The sequence below is a fragment of the Nostoc sp. genome (assembly GCF_036917135.1).
Classification (GTDB): Bacteria; Cyanobacteriota; Cyanobacteriia; order Cyanobacteriales; family Nostocaceae; genus Nostoc.
Map to the genome: position 1 here is coordinate 84,305 of NZ_JBALEA010000030.1, position 20,013 is coordinate 104,317.

17 protein-coding genes and 1 pseudogene are annotated in these 20,013 nt (G+C 41.6%); 6 read left to right on the forward strand and 12 right to left on the reverse strand.

Annotated elements, in window-relative coordinates:
- Positions 1-59 precede the first annotated feature (59 nt).
- The 3 genes and pseudogenes from V7K50_RS08350 to V7K50_RS08360 all read right to left on the reverse strand — a co-directional run.
- On the reverse strand, positions 60-2,279 hold the full coding sequence (locus V7K50_RS08350; protein ID WP_334958985.1) for an O-linked N-acetylglucosamine transferase, SPINDLY family protein: 2,220 nt from the start codon (positions 2,277-2,279) through the stop codon (positions 60-62).
- A 191-nt stretch (positions 2,280-2,470) separates the two neighbouring features.
- Positions 2,471-3,046, reverse strand: coding sequence for a type IV pilin-like G/H family protein (locus tag V7K50_RS08355; RefSeq protein ID WP_334958987.1), 576 nt, complete (start codon positions 3,044-3,046; stop codon positions 2,471-2,473).
- Between the two features lie 202 nt (positions 3,047-3,248).
- Positions 3,249-3,638 (reverse strand): annotated as a pseudogene (locus tag V7K50_RS08360) (Uma2 family endonuclease); the annotation flags it as partial.
- A 232-nt stretch (positions 3,639-3,870) separates the two neighbouring features.
- Between V7K50_RS08360 and trxB the strand changes: the two are divergent.
- The gene (gene trxB, locus V7K50_RS08365) at positions 3,871-5,241 is read left to right on the forward strand and encodes a thioredoxin-disulfide reductase (RefSeq protein ID WP_334958989.1); all 1,371 of its coding nucleotides are present in this window, start codon (positions 3,871-3,873) and stop codon (positions 5,239-5,241) included.
- Between the two features lie 279 nt (positions 5,242-5,520).
- Here the strand turns inward: trxB and V7K50_RS08370 are convergent, their stop codons facing one another.
- The 7 genes from V7K50_RS08370 to V7K50_RS08400 form a co-directional block, all read right to left on the reverse strand.
- Positions 5,521-6,645: an ABC transporter permease gene (locus V7K50_RS08370; protein ID WP_334958991.1), complete on the reverse strand. Its 1,125-nt coding sequence runs from the start codon at positions 6,643-6,645 to the stop codon at positions 5,521-5,523.
- A gap of 161 nt (positions 6,646-6,806) precedes the next feature.
- A complete protein-coding gene (locus V7K50_RS08375) occupies positions 6,807-7,946 on the reverse strand; it encodes an ABC transporter permease (RefSeq protein WP_334958993.1) in 1,140 nt (379 codons plus the stop codon).
- A 6-nt stretch (positions 7,947-7,952) separates the two neighbouring features.
- Entirely contained in the window at positions 7,953-9,938 is a 1,986-nt protein-coding gene (locus tag V7K50_RS08380) for an ATP-binding cassette domain-containing protein (RefSeq protein ID WP_334958995.1), read from the reverse strand.
- Positions 9,939-10,121: 183 nt separating this feature from the next.
- Positions 10,122-11,390, reverse strand: coding sequence for an HlyD family secretion protein (locus V7K50_RS08385; RefSeq protein ID WP_334958997.1), 1,269 nt, complete (start codon positions 11,388-11,390; stop codon positions 10,122-10,124).
- 29 nt (positions 11,391-11,419) lie between these two features.
- Entirely contained in the window at positions 11,420-11,581 is a 162-nt protein-coding gene (locus tag V7K50_RS08390) for a hypothetical protein (protein WP_334958999.1), read from the reverse strand.
- Positions 11,582-11,806: 225 nt separating this feature from the next.
- Positions 11,807-11,962: a hypothetical protein gene (locus tag V7K50_RS08395; RefSeq protein ID WP_334959000.1), complete on the reverse strand. Its 156-nt coding sequence runs from the start codon at positions 11,960-11,962 to the stop codon at positions 11,807-11,809.
- Positions 11,963-12,277 (reverse strand): hypothetical protein, encoded by a 315-nt coding sequence (locus V7K50_RS08400; protein WP_334959002.1) that lies wholly within the window; start codon positions 12,275-12,277, stop codon positions 11,963-11,965. It lies immediately after the preceding gene.
- A 538-nt stretch (positions 12,278-12,815) separates the two neighbouring features.
- Here V7K50_RS08400 and V7K50_RS08405 point away from each other — a divergent pair.
- Entirely contained in the window at positions 12,816-14,057 is a 1,242-nt protein-coding gene (locus tag V7K50_RS08405) for a phosphotransferase family protein (RefSeq protein WP_334959004.1), read from the forward strand.
- Between the two features lie 116 nt (positions 14,058-14,173).
- Positions 14,174-15,262 (forward strand): T3SS effector HopA1 family protein, encoded by a 1,089-nt coding sequence (locus V7K50_RS08410; protein WP_334959006.1) that lies wholly within the window; start codon positions 14,174-14,176, stop codon positions 15,260-15,262.
- Between the two features lie 57 nt (positions 15,263-15,319).
- Here the strand turns inward: V7K50_RS08410 and xth are convergent, their stop codons facing one another.
- Entirely contained in the window at positions 15,320-16,102 is a 783-nt protein-coding gene (gene xth / locus V7K50_RS08415) for an exodeoxyribonuclease III (RefSeq protein WP_334959008.1), read from the reverse strand.
- Positions 16,103-16,558: 456 nt separating this feature from the next.
- Here xth and V7K50_RS08420 point away from each other — a divergent pair, with 456 nt between their 5' ends.
- The 3 genes from V7K50_RS08420 to V7K50_RS08430 all read left to right on the forward strand — a co-directional run bounded on the left by V7K50_RS08420 (position 16,559) and on the right by V7K50_RS08430 (position 19,377).
- Complete coding sequence (locus V7K50_RS08420) at positions 16,559-17,629, forward strand: glycosyltransferase family 4 protein (RefSeq protein WP_334959009.1); 1,071 nt, start codon at positions 16,559-16,561, stop codon at positions 17,627-17,629.
- 57 nt (positions 17,630-17,686) lie between these two features.
- On the forward strand, positions 17,687-17,872 hold the full coding sequence (locus V7K50_RS08425) for a hypothetical protein (RefSeq protein ID WP_334959011.1): 186 nt from the start codon (positions 17,687-17,689) through the stop codon (positions 17,870-17,872).
- A gap of 482 nt (positions 17,873-18,354) precedes the next feature.
- On the forward strand, positions 18,355-19,377 hold the full coding sequence (locus tag V7K50_RS08430) for a zinc-dependent alcohol dehydrogenase (protein WP_334959014.1): 1,023 nt from the start codon (positions 18,355-18,357) through the stop codon (positions 19,375-19,377).
- Positions 19,378-19,670: 293 nt separating this feature from the next.
- Here V7K50_RS08430 and V7K50_RS08435 read toward each other — a convergent pair whose 3' ends face one another.
- On the reverse strand, positions 19,671-19,937 hold the full coding sequence (locus V7K50_RS08435; protein WP_334959016.1) for a hypothetical protein: 267 nt from the start codon (positions 19,935-19,937) through the stop codon (positions 19,671-19,673).
- Positions 19,938-20,013: the final 76 nt, after the last annotated feature.

Sequence of the window (20,013 nt, forward strand, 5' to 3'; positions counted from 1 at the left end):
TCAAGGATTCTTAACCCACGGAGGTGGGTTTTGCCTGTGTAGACGTGGTTTCTAACCGCTTATTTTGCCTCAATATACTTCTGCCACATCTGCTCGTAAGCCTTCTCCATCTCACGGGTAAATTGCTTGCCATTCCACAACGGGGCTGTTTGCCGCGATGCTTTCAGTTTCAAAGCCACCTGCTGACGTAAAGCCTCATCTTTCCCCAAACGCACACCCCACTCTACATACTCATCATCTGTCCAGGCAATGCCTTCTGTGATACCTGCATTCATCATCATGGTGTAGCTGTTACGCGCTGCAAACTGTTCGCCGACTCGTGTCACCAAGGGTATACCCATCCACAATGTTTCTAGGGTTGTTGTCGCTCCGTTGTAGGGAAATGTATCTAATACAATATCAGCAATACCTAAATTAGCACGATGAACTGCCTCTGAATGAATTTGTGGTAAAAATCGTAACCGAGAACAATCTACACCTTCTTCTTCGGCAATTTGATAGAAGAAGCGTTTAATTGTTTCCTCTTCAGAAAGTCCTTTAATCAAAAAGTAGCTGTTAGGTACTTGTTTGATAATTTGCATTTGCCATTTTGTCGTTTCTGGATGGCGTTTATATCCTCTTTGGGCGCTGAGATAGACAACGGCATCCATAGGAATATCCAAGTCATCGCGGCGGAGAGTTGGGACACCAACTTCAAAACCATCTACTGCTATGTAAGTTTGGGGTAATCGCCAGATTTTTTCTGTATAGTAATTTTGGGCATCATCTGGCAGTACATAAGGATCTGCGATAAAGTAATCAATTGCAGGTATGCCTGATGCATCCCACCCCAGCCAAGTAACTTGAATTGGGGCTGGCTTGAGTGCCATCACTTCACTAGTAGTATCTAGAGTGATGCTATCAAGGTCAATTAAAATATCAATTTCATCTTGATATATTTGATCAGCAATTTCTAGACCATTCATCCCTAATTGACGAGCTTTTCCTGCCTGACTTAGATACCATTCTTGGAGATAGTCATTGACTAATGTGTAGTTAACAAAATAAGTATGAATATCAAATTTATCTCGATCATGATGTTGAAATAACCAGCGAGCTAGCCAACCAACAGAATGATTCCTTAGAGCGTAAGATACATAACCAATTTTTAATTTCTTAGTAGGGGAAGGGAAATTTCGATTACTGATAATTTTGTGGCAATAATTTTTTCCTTCGGATTGGGCGAGAGCTTGAATATAAAAGTTAAAAATATCAGCTACTTTATTATGAATAGCTCGGAAATCAGCAGGAGCATCTTTAATGTGAGGTATGGCAAAAGATGGCGTAAGCAACCTTAATATTCTTCCTTCTTCTAAAGGAATTCGTTCAGCTTGAATAAACTGTTGAAATACGGTTTCCAATTCTTGACAAGTTGTACATATCTCTTGCCAATATCCCCCTGCTGACATTAGACCCCTTAAGAGCAAATGGAGGGCAAAAATTTTATCAGCCAAACCTTCTGATAAGGAATAACACAACCTAGCTGTCTCTATTCCTTGAGAATAATTACGACTATCTTGATAAAAAGTCGCTAAGTGGCGCAAAATTTCTACATTATCTGGCTCCAATTTTAAATGTAATTCTAGTAGAGATGCTGCTAGTAATGGCTGCCGCAAACTATGACCAATTTGCATAGCAGCAGGAAGCAGTATAGAGAAGCATTGATGAGGATCAGAAAAATAAGTAAGACTAGCTTCTATTAAATTTAGATTAATTGGATGTAAGGGAACAGTAGTTAAAAGTTCTTTTAAAACTTGGATTAATAATTCGGTATTGATTTCTATATCTTCTTTTGCGGTTAAGCTTTCAATTAATCCGCAATCATTCAAATCATCAATTTCTTCAAATTTTTCCAACTTTATATAAAGTATAATAACTTGAAGCAGATTATCTATATAACTAGGATTAATTTCCCTTATATGCTGACGAATTAACCAAGCTAGAGAATATTCCGCCAGTCTTTCACGTCTTTCAGCTTCTATTTTTAAAACTTTAACTAGTTCATTTGTCCAAATTGGTAACTGTTCTTCATCTGCCTCTGTCATTGGCAGCATCCAAGTCATTTGAGCCTCTGCTTCTTCCCCTTGCAATAGCAGTAGTAATCCTAAATGCCAATAATAGGAGATAGTATTTGGTTCTATCGCTATTGCTTGCTCGTATAACTTTGCTGCTTGCAAATAGTTCTCTTCAATGAAGTATTCTTCAGCCTGTTTTTGCCAATTATATACATCAGTAATCATTTGGATTCTCTTAGAAAAAGTATGAGCAATCTAATTGTGAATAAATCACAAAACTGAAATAAAGTGGATAGAAGAATCTACCCACTTGGGAAAATACGTAATTTAGCTGAATAAAAGTTGTTATGACAACTTAAGTTTTATATCAAGTGTTGTCGGTGAGTAATTTTGATCTACTAACTCACATATCTACTCTACTTAGCTAAACTGACAAAGTTGGTGGCGCAAGTCGGTGAATTAGTAGTGGAGTTGAAACTATTGCCAATGGTGCTATCTACATCTACACCACCGTTAACTCTGGCTTGTGAAGCTTCACATAAAAGAGCTATGGTGGTAGCTTCACTGGTAGAAGCTTGCGTTGTTACACCTACATTACCCATATAAGTTTTGAGAGGTGCAGCCGCAAGTACTGTTGATGCTTGGTTACTGACTTGGCTAGAGTTAGCCGTACCACCACCGTTAATTTTGTAGATGTAGTTTGAGGTTTGTGTTGCAATACCAAGACCTAAACTACCAAAGTCAGCTTGAGCTGCAAATTTATTTTGTTCCAAGTAAAAAGCTTGTTGCGCGCGGTTCATCGAGCCTGTATAAGTTTTAGCTTCTGACTGTTTGGCTTTGTTAGCTTGGTTCAAGAAAGAAGGTAGTGCGATCGCAGACAAAATACCAATGATGATAATTACTACCAATAATTCAATGAGTGTAAAACCTTCGTTTTCTTTCTTTTTGCCGAGGATGTGTTGGAGAAACTTGGCTTTTAATTCCGTTTTCATAAGTGTTTTCCCAGGGGTAGGAAGTGGTTGTGTGTTCTAGATGTAACTTACCCACCTGCGATCGCTTTCCTATCACCTTCAGAAAAAAAGTTTGGGGAGATACAGTCACACAATCCAGAATCCTTACATCCCAAATGGCACAAACATCACTAAGCCCCTCAACACCAGAGGCTAGATTCTCAATATCAATTGTGGATGTGTCTTATTCAAATTCAGGCGGCCACAACTCTGATATAGCCAGTTCCCAACCCGGTAGCAAGTCTGGTAATGTGAGGGTGTCGCCATTCTGCATCACCACTGGAGTTTGGTTTATTCGATAAACTGTTACCGTCAATTTGTCAGGGTCAATCAACATACCGACTGTAGACTCAAGTTGCAAGAATAGCTGAATCTTCTTTTCAAGCGGTTTAATTCTGTCGCTTTTAGATTTAATCTCAACCATTAAGTCTGGAACTAACTCTACAAAGTCGCGCTTGGTCTTTTTCAATTCTTCAGCGCGAACAAACGACACGTCAGGCGATCGCAGGTTTCTTTTTTCCGAGTCGTCCTCTTCTATATTCGGCAAGATAAACCCTGCGCCAGAAACAGTTATAGATGTTGAAGTTATCAGGAAATATCTGCGAGAAAACTTTTAGCGATTAAGAGCATCTTTGGCAAGTATTGAACCTGTTGTACCGTAGGCATTTGGCGTAGGCGTAGCCCGCACTTCGGCTACGCTCAGGACAGGCTCAGTGACCGTCGCAGACATCGCTTCCCATCTTCCCTAGCCAATCATAATTTATTATGCTATATTAAGCGTAGTCGTTATGAGTTTGTATAGTAGTATGACTAACCCCACAGTAGAAAACTTAGTAATTATCGGTTCTGGCCCAGCAGGGTACACAGCCGCCATCTATGCCGGACGCGCTAACCTGAAACCCGTTGTATTTGAGGGTTTCCAAGCCGGAGGTTTACCTGGTGGGCAATTAATGACAACGACAGAAGTTGAGAACTTTCCAGGGTTTCCCCAAGGGATTACGGGGCCGGAACTGATGGATCAGATGAAGGCGCAGGCGGAGCGCTGGGGGGCTGAGTTATATACTGAAGATGTGATCTCAGTTGACTTGAGTCAGCGTCCTTTTACAGTGCGATCGCCAGAAAGGGAAATTAAAACCAACAGCATCGTCATTGCTACTGGTGCAACCGCAAAGCGTTTGGGTTTACCCAGCGAACATGAATTTTGGAGTCGGGGTATCTCAGCTTGTGCGATTTGCGATGGTGCAACACCAATTTTTCACGGTGCAGAATTGGCTGTAATTGGTGCTGGCGACTCGGCGGCGGAAGAGTCAATTTACCTCACCAAGTATGGTTCTAAAGTAAATATGTTGGTACGCACCGATAAAATGCGGGCTTCTAAAGCTATGCAAGACAGGGTTTTGAACAACCCGAAAATCCAAGTGCATTGGAACACAGAAGCCGTGGATATCTTCGGTAGCGATCGCATGGAAGGGGTAAAAATCCGCAATACTCAAACTGGTGAAGAAAGCCAACTGCACGCTAAGGGTTTATTCTACGCCGTTGGTCACAGTCCCAATACTTCTTTATTTAAGGGGCAATTAGAACTAGATGAGGTAGGTTACGTTGTCACCAAACACGGTACTGTAGAAACCAGTGTAGAAGGCATTTTTGCTGCTGGCGATGTCCAAGATCATGAGTTTCGGCAAGCAATTACGGCTGCGGGTACTGGCTGTATGGCGGCGATGTTGGCAGAACGTTGGTTGTCATCCAGTGGGTTGATTCAAGAATTCCATCAACAGTCAGAAACGGCGGTTAATGAATTAGAACATCAGCCAGCTAAGAAGACTGAAGCCGAGGAAGAAGCTGGATTTAATTTGGATGGAACGCGCCATGTGGGAGGTTACGCTTTAAGGAAATTGTTCCATGAAAGCGATCGCTTACTCCTGGTTAAATATGTCTCTCCTGGTTGTGGCCCTTGTCATACCCTGAAGCCAATTTTAAATAAAGTGGTGGATGAATTTGAAAGCATTATTCACTTTGTGGAAATTGACATCGACAAAGACCGAGATATTGCTGAAAATGCTGGTGTAACAGGAACGCCAACGGTTCAACTGTTCAAAAATAAGGAACTTGTGAAGGAAGTCAAAGGCGTCAAGCAAAAGAGCGAGTACCGCCAGTTGATTGAAAGTAATCTTTGAGATAGTAGGTATTGGAGACTGGGAAAGACTCTGCCCAATACCCGCCATATTCCAAATAAAAAAATACTCAACTACTTATTGTGGGGTGGGCGTCTCGCCCGCCCATATACAAGGGCGGGCGAGATGCCCACCCCACAAGATTGGGTAATTTATTTCTTGGAAGTCCCTAAACTTTTGCGTTATCTGTCCTATTTTATGATACTGTGTTTACCTCGCTTCACTTCTTTTCCTCTGCTACCCTTACTTATTGAGCCGATACAATTGAGCTATCTATGAAGGTTAGCTGAGTTGACGACGAAATTGGTTAATACTGATAGATAAAAGCACTATGGCAAAAACCAAAAGTGCGATCGCATTCAACCAAAGTACATCTAAACCTGAGCCTTTGAGCAGTATTCCCCGGACGATCGCTACATAATGACGTAGGGGATTGAGTATCGATATATACTTAAATATGACAGGCATATTTTCAACGGGTGAAATTGCACCAGAAAGTTGAATCAGTGGTAAATTAATAAAAAATGATGTGAGTACAACTTGTTGCTGAGTCCGACATACTGTTGCCAGCATAATCCCAATGCCAATTCCCACAAATAAATAAAGTCCTGATAGTCCTAAAAATAGAAAAGCATTGCCTCGAAAAGGCACTCCAAAAACTAATCTTCCCAAACTCAAAGCTAAGATGACATCGCCCATTAACAGAATAAACAGGGGCACAATTTTAGCCAACAAAATTTCCCAAGCTTCAGAAGGAGTCATTAACAGTTGTTCTAGAGTTCCTGTATCCTTTTCTCGGACAACTGTGACTGAAGAAACCAAAGAACTAATTAGTGTCAAAATTACTCCCAAAACCCCTGGAATGAAAAACCAACTACTCACTAGTCCCGGATTATAAAGAAAGGTGGTTTCAGTGTTAATTAATGCTGGTGTTTTATTAGATGAAAAGCGTTGATTAAATTGAGAAATCATCTGACTTAAATAACCTTGAGCAATTCCAGCAGTATTCGCATCTACTGCATCAACTAAAACCTGGATATCGGCTGGCTGATCTTCGGATAAATGGCGGTTAAAATCGTAGGGAATCACCAACCCGGCTGTGATTTTTCCCTGTCGGACTTGCTCACCCAAATCCCGATCGTTAAACAGATATTTTTCCACGACAAAGACTTTATTTTGAGTTAATTCAGCAACTAACTCTCGGCTTTCATAAGTATTAGCATAATCAACGATTCCTAATTTTAGATAATGCACATCTGGATTCAGAGAAAATCCATAAATTAGCATTTGGATTGTGGGAGGGATTATCAATAATACTAGTGTTTCTCTACTCCTCAATATTTGGCGAAATTCTTTAATAGTTAAACTCCATAATCGGCTATTAAACAACCTTTGGATTAAGTTCATGGCTAATTTAGTTCTAATTGATTAATTATTAAACAGGCTTAAATAAATTCAAGTTTGTAGTAAGGACTTTAGTCCTGATAATCCTTGCTTTGAGCGATGAATTGCTCACTACGAACTAGGATTTTATTTTATGTTTAACTACCTACTTATTCAGGTAATGATTAATCTGGTAGTTGCATTCGTTTTAATATCCGACGTGCGGCATTAAATAGCAATAACCCTAAGATAACTAGCATTAAAAATGATAGCCAGATTCCTGGCCAACCAGTGCCGCGTACATAGGCATCACGAGTAATGTCTATATAATAACGTGCTGGAACAATATAAGTAACTAATGACAGGGGAAAGGGTATATTAATAAGCGGATAAATGAATCCACTTAGTAATAAAGATGTCAAAAAACCCAATAATGCAATAGCTTGGACGGCAGCGTTTTGAGTTGCAGAGCGAACACCAATTAATAAACCAAACATAATACTATCCATCAAAAATATTAGTGTGCCTATTATTAATGGCGTTGGATCTCCAGCTAATCTGAGTTGCCAAATTATCACACTGATTGTGATAATCAGCAAAGCTTCGCTAATTCCAATTAGTAGGTAAGCTAAAGCTTTTCCTAATAGGAATTCTTCAGCACTGAGACTAGATGCATAAACTTGTAATATCGTCCCCTTTTCTTTTTCACGCACCATAGTAATTGCTGTTAATAATGAGGGATAAATCCACAATACAACTGCAAAAACTCCTGGGACTATTGAAAGAGATTCTTTTCTTCCCGGATTAAACCAGAGGCGGATGTGGGCAATAACTTTATCCGATGATGGTTGTAAGCCAGAATTTTGAAGAAAGAATCTTGTTGTTGCTTGAATACTGTTTTTGATAACTCGTGCATTATTAACATCAGTTGCATCAACTAAAATTTGGACTGTGCTAGTTAAACCTGATTTAATGCGACGACTGAAATCTGGCGGAATGACTACAGCAGCTTTTGCAAGTCCTTGATCAATTGCCCATTGAGGATTTTGGATCTTAGATTTTGCATTGGAATTGAGAAGCGGAAAGCGATGATTATTAATTTGTTCAAATTGATTGGTAGCAAATAAACGCTCGGTATAAGCACGACTGAGGGGACTAAGATCAAAATCTTGCACAAATAAGGGAATATTTTTAGATTCTAATCGAATCGCAAAACCGAAGACAATTAAGCTGATAAATGGGAGAAGAAATGCTAAGGCTAAAGTAAAGCGATCGCGCTGAAATTGGGCTAATTCTTTACGACATTGAGATAAAATTCGTTTCATTTTTGATTAATTCTCCCTCTCTTCTTCTTCGGTACGTTGGACAATCCCAATAAATGCATCTTCGAGAGAAAAGGGAATAGGTCGCAGAGAGCGAAGATTGATCCTATTTGTTTGTAAAATTGAGCGGATATGGGGAATATCTGAGTCTGAATGATCGAGAACAAGGTGTAAGCGATCGCCAAAAATTGATACTCGCCACGGTGCGAACTGAGTTTTAAGTAAATTCGAGGCATCTTGGGTTTTATCGGTTACAACCTCCACCAGTTGGCCGGGTTGAGCAGCTTTAATCTCACTCGGCGAACCCTGCGCCACCACTTCACCCGCCACCATAAACCCCATTCTGTTACATTGTTCTGCTTCTTCTAAATAATGGGTAGTCACCAATACTGCTGTACCGGCTCTGGCAAATTCATTAATCAACCGCCAAAATTGACGACGTGCTAAAGGATCTACCCCTGATGTCGGTTCATCTAAAAACAAAATTTCTGGCTCGTGCATCACCGAAGCACCAAAAGCTACCCGTTGCTTCCATCCTCCTGGTAATTGTCCCGTGAGCATATTTTCTCTGCCAACTAAACCACAGGTGGCAAGTACCCAGTCAATTTTGGGGCGGCGTAACCGACTTGGTACACCATAAACTCCACAGTAAAATTCTAGATTTTGGATAATGGTCAAATCATCGTAGAGGGTGAATTTTTGACTCATGTAGCCGATACGTTGGCGCACAGCACTACTACGCAGATTTTGAGTTTGTCCAGCTAAAGAAATTTTCCCGGATGTTGGTTCTAGCAAGCCGCAGAGAATCTTAATCGTAGTTGTTTTTCCCGCACCATTGGCTCCTAGTAAACCGTAAATTTCGCCATAGCGAACTTCCAAATCTACACTCTTAACTGCCTGGAAGTCGCCAAATACTTTTCTGAGTTGATTCGCACCAATAGCAATTTCCCTCCCAACTCCCAACTGCCCACTCCCCTTTTTCCCACGAGGAAAAGTGATAAATTCTGGATCATTACCAGCTGCACGTAGACGGGAAACAAAAACGTTTTCTAAGGTAGCGTCAGCAGTTTGAATGCTGTCAAGTTGTAGCCGTTGCTGAGTGAAAATTGTTTGAACTGCGGCTGTACCGACTGCGGCATCTTTAACTAGAACATCCAAGCGATCGCCAAAGGTTTGGACATCGACAATTGATGTATATTTACTATTTGTCGCCTCATGCAACGCTCTTTCTGCGGCTTCAAGTTGCTGAGTCCGAACTTCCAAACGCTGTAAACCCAGACTCTCGCGCAACTGCGAAAGAGTACCAATTTGGTGAATTTCGCCTTCATACATTAAAGCAATGCGATCGCACCTTTCGGCTTCATCTAAATAAGGTGTCGCCACAACTACGGTGACTCCCTCGGCGGCAATGGCGGCGAGAACATCCCAAAATTCTCGGCGAGATACCGGGTCAACTCCTGTAGTCGGCTCATCTAATAGCAGAATTTCCGGTTGGGAAATCAAGGCACAGCACAAAGCTAATTTCTGCTTCATCCCACCAGAGAGGCGACCCGCCAAGCGATCGCTAAATTTATCCAAACTCATTAATCGCAGATATTTTTGACGACGCTGCCCAAAAAGCTGGTCGGGAACTTCACGCAATCCCGCAGTATAACGCAGATTTTCATCAATGCTCAAGTCGAGATACAGTGAGAATTGCTGTGTCAGATAACCAATAGATAAACGCGCATCGCGGGGTCGTTTACCTAAAATCTGGATCTTGCCAGCAGATGCTTCCATCACCCCGCCTAAAATATGGAAAGTTGTGGTTTTTCCCGCACCATCAGGGCCGATTAAACCAAAAATTTCCCCTTGCTGGACGGCAAAATCTATTCCCTTAACCGCAACTAATTTTCCATAACGTTTGGATAAACCTTCTACCTGAATTACTTCTGCACCAATTTGGGGATGACTTAATGAATCGCCCAGTTCAGCAGATGGCGTGATGGTAGTCATATAATTCGTAACTCGTAATTCGTAATGACACTCGTTGGCTCTTAGCGTCTCCCCTTCTCCCAAAGGGAGAGGCTAGCGCCAAGGCAGAAGACTCGCTAACGTAATTAATTTTTGTAATGGGGCTTTGATAATTAATAATTATTTTCTAGAACCTCCTGCCTCTTGCCCCCTGCCTTTCTTTGGTCATTTCTTTGCCTCTGGTGTGATGGTAATCTCACCATCCGCCGGCATTCCTGGCTTGGCGAATCCATTGGGATTGTCGATGGTGATTTTAACCCCAAAAACTTGTTTAACTCGGTCTTGCTGAAAATAAATATTCTCAGGGGTAAAAGATGCTTCAGTATCAACAGCAGCAACTTTAGCACTCAAGGGTTGTTTGGGTGCGGAATCTAGAAATACCTTCGCTAACTGACCAACTCGCAGTTTTCCAATTTCGCCTTGAGGGATAAAACCACGTAAATAAACTGTTTTGGGATCAATCACTGTCAGCAGGGTTTTGCCAGCCGTCACAACTGCTCCTGGTTCTACATTTCGGCTGATGACTACGCCTTCAATTGGGCTTTTCACATTTAAGTAAGCAATCTGGGCTTTAGTTTCCTGCTGGGAAGCTTTAGCATTGGCGACATCAGCTTGAGCGGCGGCTAATTTTAAGCGCGTCTGTGCCAATTGGGTGCGTAACCCAGTTAGTTGGGCATTACGGATAGAAGGATTTAACCCTGTGCTTTGGGCTTGGGTTAATTGTCCTTGGGCAGAATTGACTAATTTCCGATAAGAATCTACCGATGCTTGATGTGATTTCAGGGTAGCAAAGGCAGTTTCAAAGCTGGTTTGGGCTTGGTCAAATTGTTGCTGAGTAACGGCTCCTTCGGCAACTAATTTAGTGTAGCGATCGCGATTCATCCGCGCCAGTTTCAATTCCGACTTGGCTTGCTCTACTTGAGCGATCGCTTGATTTAGTTGCGCCTGAACTGAAGCAACTGATGACTCAGCTTGAAAAATCTGACCTTTGGCATCTCCCCGCGCCTGTTGTAAGGTAAGCTGATTTTCTATAATCTGACTTTCTAGGATATTAATTTGCAACCGCGCCTGTTCTTCTTGTTTGCGGATGGAATCTAAACGCGCCTCTGCACCTTGAAGTTGTGCTTGAATTTCGGCATCATCCAACTTCACAATCACTTGATTTTTACGAACTGCATCGCCTTCTCGCACCGCTACAGACTCGATTCGACCCGCGACTTTTGCACCAACATCAGTTTCATAGCCTTCAATGCGACCACTCAACCGCAGGGCGTTGGTTTCCGAGTGCGGTGAGAGAAAAAACCAGGTTGTGACACCCGCACCTATAAGTAATAGGGCTACGGGTATCAGCACGCGGGGAGATAGTTTACCCTTTTTTTTCTCCGGTACAGCACCATCAATAGGTTCTTGGGGTGGTGAGATTAACTGAGTCATATTGTAGTGGGGAAGAATATCAGATTAAGCTAGTTCACTTTTGCCCTGACATCAATACCATCCTTGAGCAGACAACCAGGTTTGGTATATCTGACGATGCGATCGCCAATATCCCGAATTTGCTTATGATCTGTCACTAAAAGAATTGTACAACCCAATACGCTATGGTTCAGCCGAATCAGTGAAAACACTACTTTTTAAAGCTAATTCGTAAAATAATTAGATATCTCCAGAAATTAACTATGCATTAACTGTAGATATGCAAACTAGATGTGGTTTAGCTGATAATTTGCGATCGCTCCTTGAGCATATTTCAATTACAGCAGTTTTCATGTATTTGAACCACATCTGTCGTCGGGGCACAGCAATGCTGTGCCCCTACCGCGTGGTCTATTTACCTGAAAATAGCTGTAAACTCAACCACCGCCAAATCTTGTCAACAACTCATCGCGGGATAATTCGAGTAACAAACGGCTGTAATCTTGTGGTGGTAACTGTAGCAAAGGCTCAATTACTCGTTCCAATTCGTCATCCAGCCAACCAAACCGGACACGCAACAAGTTTTCTACCACTTAGCGACGTTCATCTTTTTGTCCTTCTTGTAAGGTAGCTTCTCGCCATTCTAAATAAGCTTGCGATAAGTTCATAATCACCTCTTGGTCATCTTCCGTCAGGTTTTCTTGGTTTATGACAGTTATCCGCCAACTGGTAATCAGTTCTTGGATATTTCGCCGTAACGTGCTGTTTTGAGGAAGTGACAGCAATTCGCTGAGGTCTGAATTGCCTTCCAAGTTTTCCCAGTCCCCACGTCCCTTTTTCAACCTTGACAAAAGTGCAGTTACATAAGATACGCTCATGTAGCCTTTATTGCGATCGCCAACAGTCATCTACAATTTGTCAGTGACAAAAATGACGCTATCACAAGGCTTTCAGACATAACATATGAGAATTAAAGAAAAAAATAATTACTAATTGCTAAAAAACTCCGGTTTTTTTAGCTTCGTGATGATAAATAAAAGTAATAGCATTGGATGTCATGCTTCGTACCCCGAAGGATTACTGAAATTCTTCGCTGCTTTCAGCATGACTACTGAACATCAAACAACATCTATCGCCAATCAGTTTTTTGCTGGGGATGCTTCTTTGCCACAAAAAAAGCTCTAGCACACAACTTACTCTCGATCCGTCTAAGTAACTATGCTGATAAAGTGTAAAGATGTCACTGTATCTTGGAGCAAATTTTAAAGGAATTGCAAAGGACTTGGTACCATTTTGGCAGGTTTTTATCCCAAGTATGGGATATTAGTAGATTGTAGAAATCTTTATTTTTATTCAAACATTAGTTTCTATCTACTGAAACCTGGTAATACCAAGGAAATTCAACACAGATAAGTTTAAGTAATTTAACGAAGTAGGAAGTAATACATGGTATTATCACTGTCTTCTCATAACGTTATCCAGTATCTGCAAGACGCGGGTCTGTGTATCTCAGAAGATGGCGTATCAGAAAAATCTGAGTTGCCAGGAAGTAGTAAGAACAATTTCAATTTGCTAGTGACTTTAGCAGATAATCGCCAACTGCTCCTTAAACAAGAACGTAACGTTAACAACAATGACGACGCGCCTCATGAATTGTTTCAGGAGTGGCTATTTCACCAGTTGCTGCAACAGTTTCCAGTTTTAGGTAATACTTCAGCGATTGCACCATTGGTAGTGCATTTTGACGAAGAAAATTCTATTCTCGTCCGTAACTACTTGAGTGAATATCTAGAGCTTGCGACATTCTACCACAACAACGAGATTTTCGCACAAGAAATTGCTTCTGCCATCGGCACTACTTTGGCGGGACTGCATCGCGCCACCTACAACCGCCGAGAATATAAAGATTTTATGGCAACTGCTCCCCAAGGAGAGTTTCGCTATGGCTTTTACAATCCAGCCCAAGGGGTAGGGTCAATTGGCTTAGAGATTTTTGGGAGTGTTCCCACAGATGCACTGAAATTCTATGTTCTCTATCAACAGTACGAGAGTTTGGAATCTGCGATCGCGGATTTGGCATATAACTGGAATCCTTGCTGCTTGACTCACAACGACCTGAAATTGAACAACATTTTAGTTCATTCCAGGTGGGAGCAATTAGACAATTGTCTAGTACGAGTAATTAACTGGGAAGCTTGCTCTTGGGGAGACCCAGCTTTTGATTTAGGAACTTTACTAGCAAGCTACTTAGGAATTTGGCTCAAGAGCCTCGTAGTAGACCCCACCATTGAGTTAGAAGAATCTCTACATTTGGCGTTAACACCGTTAGAGATTTTACAACCTTCACTTATTGCCCTAATTAGGGCTTATGTAAATACTTTCCCAATGATTTTGTCATACCGCAGTGACTTTATTTTGCGCGTTATCCAGTTTGCGGGGCTGGCACTGATTCATCAAATTCAGGATACGATTACCTGCCAAAAATACTTTAATAATGCTGACCTCTGTATGCTCAAAGTAGCTAAAAGTTTACTCACAATGCCAGAGCAAGCTGTACTAACTATTTTCGGAATGTCAGAATCAGAAATCCTGAATCCTGTGGCAAAAATCCATAAATTTCCTCAGCCGGTAAGGGAGCAGCAGTTACTTCGCATTTATTACGAAAAAACTCAGTTGCGTGGTTGTTAATGCCAAAGGAGAAGACTGCCGTACCTCACCAATAACACAGAACTCTGACTCACTTCGACTACGCTCAGTGACCACCTGAATTCTATTTTTTTAAAGTTTGATTTCGGAATGGACTAATGCTAAATTACTCTATCAATCAACCGCTAAATTCTCTATTTGATATTGCTAAGAATATCCAGATTGAGTCAAATTTTTGTATTTGCCATCCCAACTATCAACCCTTTGCTCTGCCAACTAAAATAGCCGACAGATTTCAGCAAAATCCTGTAGATTTACAACAGAAATATCTCACTTTACTGCTACGAAATTTTCTCTATGGAATCTATTACAATGGCTCTCTGCAAAGTACTTTGGCAGTGAATACTGATAGTACTAATCAGCCGCCAAAGCATAATTTAGCAGATAATTCCATTTTGGAGATTGATTGGAATTTTTACGAGCAATTGCACGCCAGCAATCACGGCATAGGCTACTTTGACCCGAAATGGCAGGTGTTGCGAAAAGAACCTGATGGGACTATAGCGGTGACTAAAGGCGGTTTAACACTTTATGTTGAGCCAGATTGCCATCTGCAATCCAGTAAGAAATCTACGAAAGTGGGTGATATGGTAGCAATCTGGATGCCGAAAAATAGACTGCAAAATGGCTGTTACTTGGCAGTTAGTAATATTGGACAGGAACGCCAGAGCAACCCAAACGCAGATTTAGGAGCAGGGCGAATTTACTTTAATTTTACGGCATCTGGTGCGATCGCTCTCATGGAAAGCTTGACACTGCAATTGAACGCAGCCTCGATTCCCTTTAGCTTTCAGGTTCTCCACAACCCTTCTGCATACGGACGCTATGATTCGGGGCTACTCTACTTTGAACTCCCCGACTATCCAGCAATCCGCACAATCCTTCAGGCTGTTTATATAGAAAATCAATCCCATTTCCAACCCGAAATTCCTTTGTTTACCAAATTTTTAGCTCCAGGGTTAGGTTTAGCCGAAGAACCAATCCAAAAATTTGCAGCACAGGAAAGTTTTGGGATGAACCGTTGCCAAATCGTCGCTAATGCTTTGCTGGAAGCTTGGCAAAAAGGTAAAAATGCGATGGAAGAACGGATGAGGACGATTGACCAACACTTTGCGCGACACTTAATAGATTTGCAGCGTCCTTATCTCAATCCCAGTTCTGAGGATATATATTATCCACTAAACTAAATTGATGAGGAGTGAAGGAGATGAGGGAGAACTTTTCCCCAATCCCCAATTTAAAATTTAAAATTCCACAATTACCGGCGTATGGTCGCTGGGTTGGGTTAATTTTCTGGGTGCAACATCGATGATGCAACTTTTAGCACGCTTATATAGCACGGGTGTCAGATAGTGATGGTCAATCCGCCAACCTAAGTTGCGACGGAAAGCGGCGGCGCGATAATCCCACCAGCTATAATTTCCGCCTTCTGTGGTGAATTTGCGAAAAGCATCGGCAAATCCCATTGTCAAAATATCCCGTAAGGCTTGGCGCTCTGCTTCTGTTGCCATAATGTGATTTTCTGTACTCACTTGCTCGTGAATATCCTTATCTTCTAGGGCGATGTTGAAGTCGCCACATACACAGATTGCAGGTTCTGACAGCACGAGCAATCGTAAATACTCATGCATCGCTGCCAACCAGCGTAGTTTGTATTCGTATTTCTCGGTTCCTACTGCTGCGCCATTGGGAACATATAAGTTTACAATCCGAACACCATCAATTACGCCTGTAATCACGCGCTTTTGCTCGTCCCATTCGTGGTGTAAATCTGGTAAAATCGCCCGAAAGCCGCTACTGACATCTAGCAGTGGCTGGCGGCTAATCAGGGCTACGCCGTTATAAGATTTTTGTCCTGATACATAAAGGTTATAGCCTAACTGCTCAAAAGGCGATCGCGGAAATTCAGCATCCACAACTTTGGTTTCTTGCAAGCAGAGAACATCAACAGGATTCAGGGTTAACCAATCGATAACCTGTTCAAGGCGAGTGCGAATTGAGTTGACGTTCCAAGTAGCGATTTTCATTAGTTAATTATCAGAATTTTTGTAAATTACTAATTACAAATTATGTAATTATTGTACAATTAATTAATATTTATAATTTCTGTTCCATTTCCCAATTACGTCTAAATAAAGCTTTAATAACTTGATCCCATTCCAGATTTTAGTATTATCAGCTACAAAAAATTCAATTTTGTAAGTTCTGCTACAAAATATTCTACCTCATTATGATCCCCAAGACGGATGCAACAAGTAATAGGTTAGCTATAAGTTAGAAATGTAGCTCAGGCTTGACTTTTGCCGATAGTCCGTTAGGTTTGTCGGTAGAGAATTTGGGATATGGTTAACCTTTACTGCGCTTTTATTAGCCCATTAGGTTAATTTAAATGTCAAAAGAGTAAGTAGAAATGCTCTTGCCTCATAGAATAATGATATAGCTCATTATTGAGGACAATTTCATAGACTGAACCAAAAAAATTTATGAAAATCGCTCAAGTTGCCCCCTTATGGGAAAGGGTTCCACCTCCTAATTATGGAGGAATAGAATTGGTAGTCAGTCGCTTGACTGATGAACTTGTTCGTCGCGGTCATGAGGTAACTTTATTTGCCTCTGGCGATTCGGAAACTTTGGCTCATTTAGAAGCAGTTTATCCGCGTGCATTGCGCTCAGATCCAAACGTGAAAGAGTATGCAGTGTACGAAATGCTGGAACTAAGCCAAGTTTACCAACGTGCTGCCCAATTCGATATTATCCATTCTCATGTAGGGATTTCGGCACTACCTTTAGCGAGTTTCATAACAGCAACTTCTACAGTCCACACGCTGCACAATAGTTTTACAACAGACAACCGTCACGCATTTAGCTACTACCACAAACAACCATACATCAGCATTAGTAACTCGCAACGTCAAATCGATCTAAATTATGTTGGCACAGTTTATAACGGAATTGAGCTAGCAGATTATCCATTCGTAGCCCAACCATCAAAACCTCCATATTTGGCATTTTTAGGTCGTTTTTCCCCAGATAAAGGGCCGCAATATGCGATCGCCATTGCGAAACAGAGTGGTTGGCGCTTGAAGATGGCAGGAAAGGTTGATGCAGTAAATTCAGAGTTTTTTGAACAAGAGATTGCCCCCTACATAGATGGTCAGCAAATCGAATATCTTGGCGAAATTAACCACGGCGAAAAAACAGAACTTCTGGGCAATGCCGCCGTCACTCTTTTCCCCATTAACTGGCAAGAACCTTTTGGCTTAGTAATGATTGAATCGATGGCAACTGGTACACCAGTGATTGCCATGAATTTAGGCTCTGTACCAGAAGTTATTGCTCACGGTAAAACAGGTTTTATCTGCAATAGCCATGCAGAAATGGCAACAATGATTCCAGCAGCTTTGGAACTCAATCGTCAAACCTGTCGAAAATATGTGGAAAACAAGTTTAGCGTTAGCCACATGGTTAACGGATATGAAGCTGTTTACAGACAAATTATTAAAGACCGCATAAAATCGAATGGTCGCATTCATGCTGCCAACATTCAGTTTTAATCAATTGCTTTTTTTACTGAGCTTAAAACAACAACTTTTTTTAAGGAGAACATTGGTATGAGTACGAGAGCCAACACTTGCCCATGTTGCGGTGGTTCCCTCCTGCGTCATGCCCGTCATGGTGAACTATATTGGTTTTGCCTGTCGTGCCGACAAGAAGTACCTCTGTTAACTGTTATTCGCCTACCGAATGTAGAAACCCGGAACACCGCAGTAGTTTCACAGCCAGCCGTGAATACCTAGTACCGGAAGGCAAAATTCAAAATTCAAAATGACACTCGCAGACTCGCTAAGGCTGCGCTAACAAAATTTAAACAGGTATACAGCGTAAGCGGTTCCCTGATTTGGAATGGGTGGTTTATTTACGCCGTGCTGTACTAGTTTTACGGCATTTTTAGATTAATAAAAGCTTACTGGTTCATATCATCAATTCTGATAGGTGATGGTAGTCAGATCCCCGACTTCTTAAAAGTTGTCGGGGATCTTGCAGCCACCCAAAATTAATGCGATAGACCACTACCATTACTTTGTGAAGCTAGTTTTGAGGGTTGATAGTAAGCACAAAGCGTGCTTATTTTCTAAGGACTAAAGTCTTTACTACAAACTTGCTTACCCATCAATTCCAACTTCACAGATTACTAAAAATCAATACTGATTTAGTTTAGACCTATGAATTAGCTCCAACTGGTAAAATCGGATGGAGCTAATTCATAGGTTTTAAAGTTTTGTTAGCAGCATTACTTCATGGTCAAGAAGATTTACGCCTAGAGGAAGTTCCTGACCCCACTCCGGCGGCTGGTGAAGTTGTCATCCAGGTGGGAGCAGCAACAACTTGCGGTACAGATTTGAAAGTTTGGCGGCGTGGTGGTCATGCCAAGATGCTGAAACCACCGACACTATTTGGTCACGAAGGTGCTGGGCGAATTGTTGCCTTGGGTGCAGGGGTGAGAAATTGGCAAGTAGGCGATCGCATTGTCGCTAATAATTCTGCTCCCTGCATGAAATGCTTTTTTTGTCAACGACAAGAATATTCATTATGCCCAAATTTAACATGGAATAATGGGACTTTTGCCGAATACCTAAGAATTCCTGCACCCATAGTAGAGCATAATTTGTTGCAGATTCCCGACGAGTTGCCCTGGGAATTGGCAGCGATGACAGAACCTTTAGCTTGTGTCTTGCATGGTGTAGCGCGTTCTCATATTAAGCTCAAAGATCGAGTAGTCGTCTTGGGAGATGGGGCGATCGGGCTGATGTTTGTGGCGGCGTTGAGTGAGAAAGCTGAAGTTTGGCTATGGGGAGGTAATAACCACAGACTAGAAATTGCTCAGAAATTGGGTGCAGCCCAAACCTTTAATTATCATCAAATCTCGGATATTCCTAGTGTGGTGAAAGAACTTAGCCAAGGATGGGGTGCAGATGTAGTAATTGAAGCCACTGGTGTACCAAGTGTTTGGGAAACTGCGATCGCCTGCGCCCGTCCTGGTGCAATAGTCAACTTATTCGGTGGATGTCCACGGGATACCAGCATTACTGTGAATACAGAACAGCTACACTATAGTGAGCTTACCCTCAAAGGCGTGTTTCATAATACACCAGAGTATGTGCGATCGGCTTTATCACTCATAGCCAGTTGCAAAATTCCCTTTGAGTTACTTATTAGTGAACAGCGGCCATTAAAAGATTTGGAACAGGTGTTTTCTGATATGAAGGCACGTAAAGTAATTAAGGTGGCAATGATTCCTTAATTTTTTGCGGGGTACAACAGATGATCTGGATCTAGCCAAACAATGTAGAAAATCTCGTCAAGAAAGAATCCATGAACCCTACCATGTTCATTTGAGGAGATGGAAAACTGATAAGGTATGTCAACTAATTGTTCCTCATTTGGCAAACCAAATGCTTTCTCGCTAGTATCTTCCCACTTAATGGGATGACATCTAAGGGAAGGGTACTGCTACGATTCACTAATAACTCTTGAGCGGTTAAGCTAGATAGAGCTTTTAACCCAATACGGTTCAGTTAAGGCTAAGACCCTTTTTTAACGAACCGCAAAGGACGCAAAGGATGCAAAGTAAGAGAAGGAAGATAAGGAAGAGAAGCTTAACTGAACTGTATTGGCTTTTAACCGATCAAGCAAGGTCAGCCAGTAAATTACTTCTTTTTCGCTACAAGAAAACTTGCTGTTACTGTCCTGATAATATTTAAATGAAAAGCTGACGCCTTGAGGTGGCTTCAGCTTTGTTAGTTTAATACCTGATGTGCCATCTTTGACAACCTCAGTCTTCTTAATCTTTTTCTTCGGCACGAGATCCGTAGTACTCTTTCATCCACTGTTTCTGAATAACTTCGCTGGAAGGTTCATCAGGTGGTAGATTTCCTCT

Coding starts and splice junctions, on each gene's coding strand:
- V7K50_RS08420 (WP_334959009.1), top strand. CDS start 16,559: ATGAAAATCGCTCAAGTTGCCCCCTTATGGGAAAGGGTTCCACCTCCT.
- V7K50_RS08410 (WP_334959006.1), top strand. CDS start 14,174: ATGCTAAATTACTCTATCAATCAACCGCTAAATTCTCTATTTGATATT.
- V7K50_RS08385 (WP_334958997.1), bottom strand. CDS start 11,390: ATGACTCAGTTAATCTCACCACCCCAAGAACCTATTGATGGTGCTGTA.
- V7K50_RS08425 (WP_334959011.1), top strand. CDS start 17,687: ATGAGTACGAGAGCCAACACTTGCCCATGTTGCGGTGGTTCCCTCCTG.
- V7K50_RS08405 (WP_334959004.1), top strand. CDS start 12,816: ATGGTATTATCACTGTCTTCTCATAACGTTATCCAGTATCTGCAAGAC.
- V7K50_RS08370 (WP_334958991.1), bottom strand. CDS start 6,645: ATGAACTTAATCCAAAGGTTGTTTAATAGCCGATTATGGAGTTTAACT.
- V7K50_RS08375 (WP_334958993.1), bottom strand. CDS start 7,946: ATGAAACGAATTTTATCTCAATGTCGTAAAGAATTAGCCCAATTTCAG.
- V7K50_RS08355 (WP_334958987.1), bottom strand. CDS start 3,046: ATGAAAACGGAATTAAAAGCCAAGTTTCTCCAACACATCCTCGGCAAA.
- trxB (WP_334958989.1), top strand. CDS start 3,871: ATGACTAACCCCACAGTAGAAAACTTAGTAATTATCGGTTCTGGCCCA.
- V7K50_RS08350 (WP_334958985.1), bottom strand. CDS start 2,279: ATGATTACTGATGTATATAATTGGCAAAAACAGGCTGAAGAATACTTC.
- V7K50_RS08380 (WP_334958995.1), bottom strand. CDS start 9,938: ATGACTACCATCACGCCATCTGCTGAACTGGGCGATTCATTAAGTCAT.
- V7K50_RS08400 (WP_334959002.1), bottom strand. CDS start 12,277: ATGACTGTTGGCGATCGCAATAAAGGCTACATGAGCGTATCTTATGTA.
- xth (WP_334959008.1), bottom strand. CDS start 16,102: ATGAAAATCGCTACTTGGAACGTCAACTCAATTCGCACTCGCCTTGAA.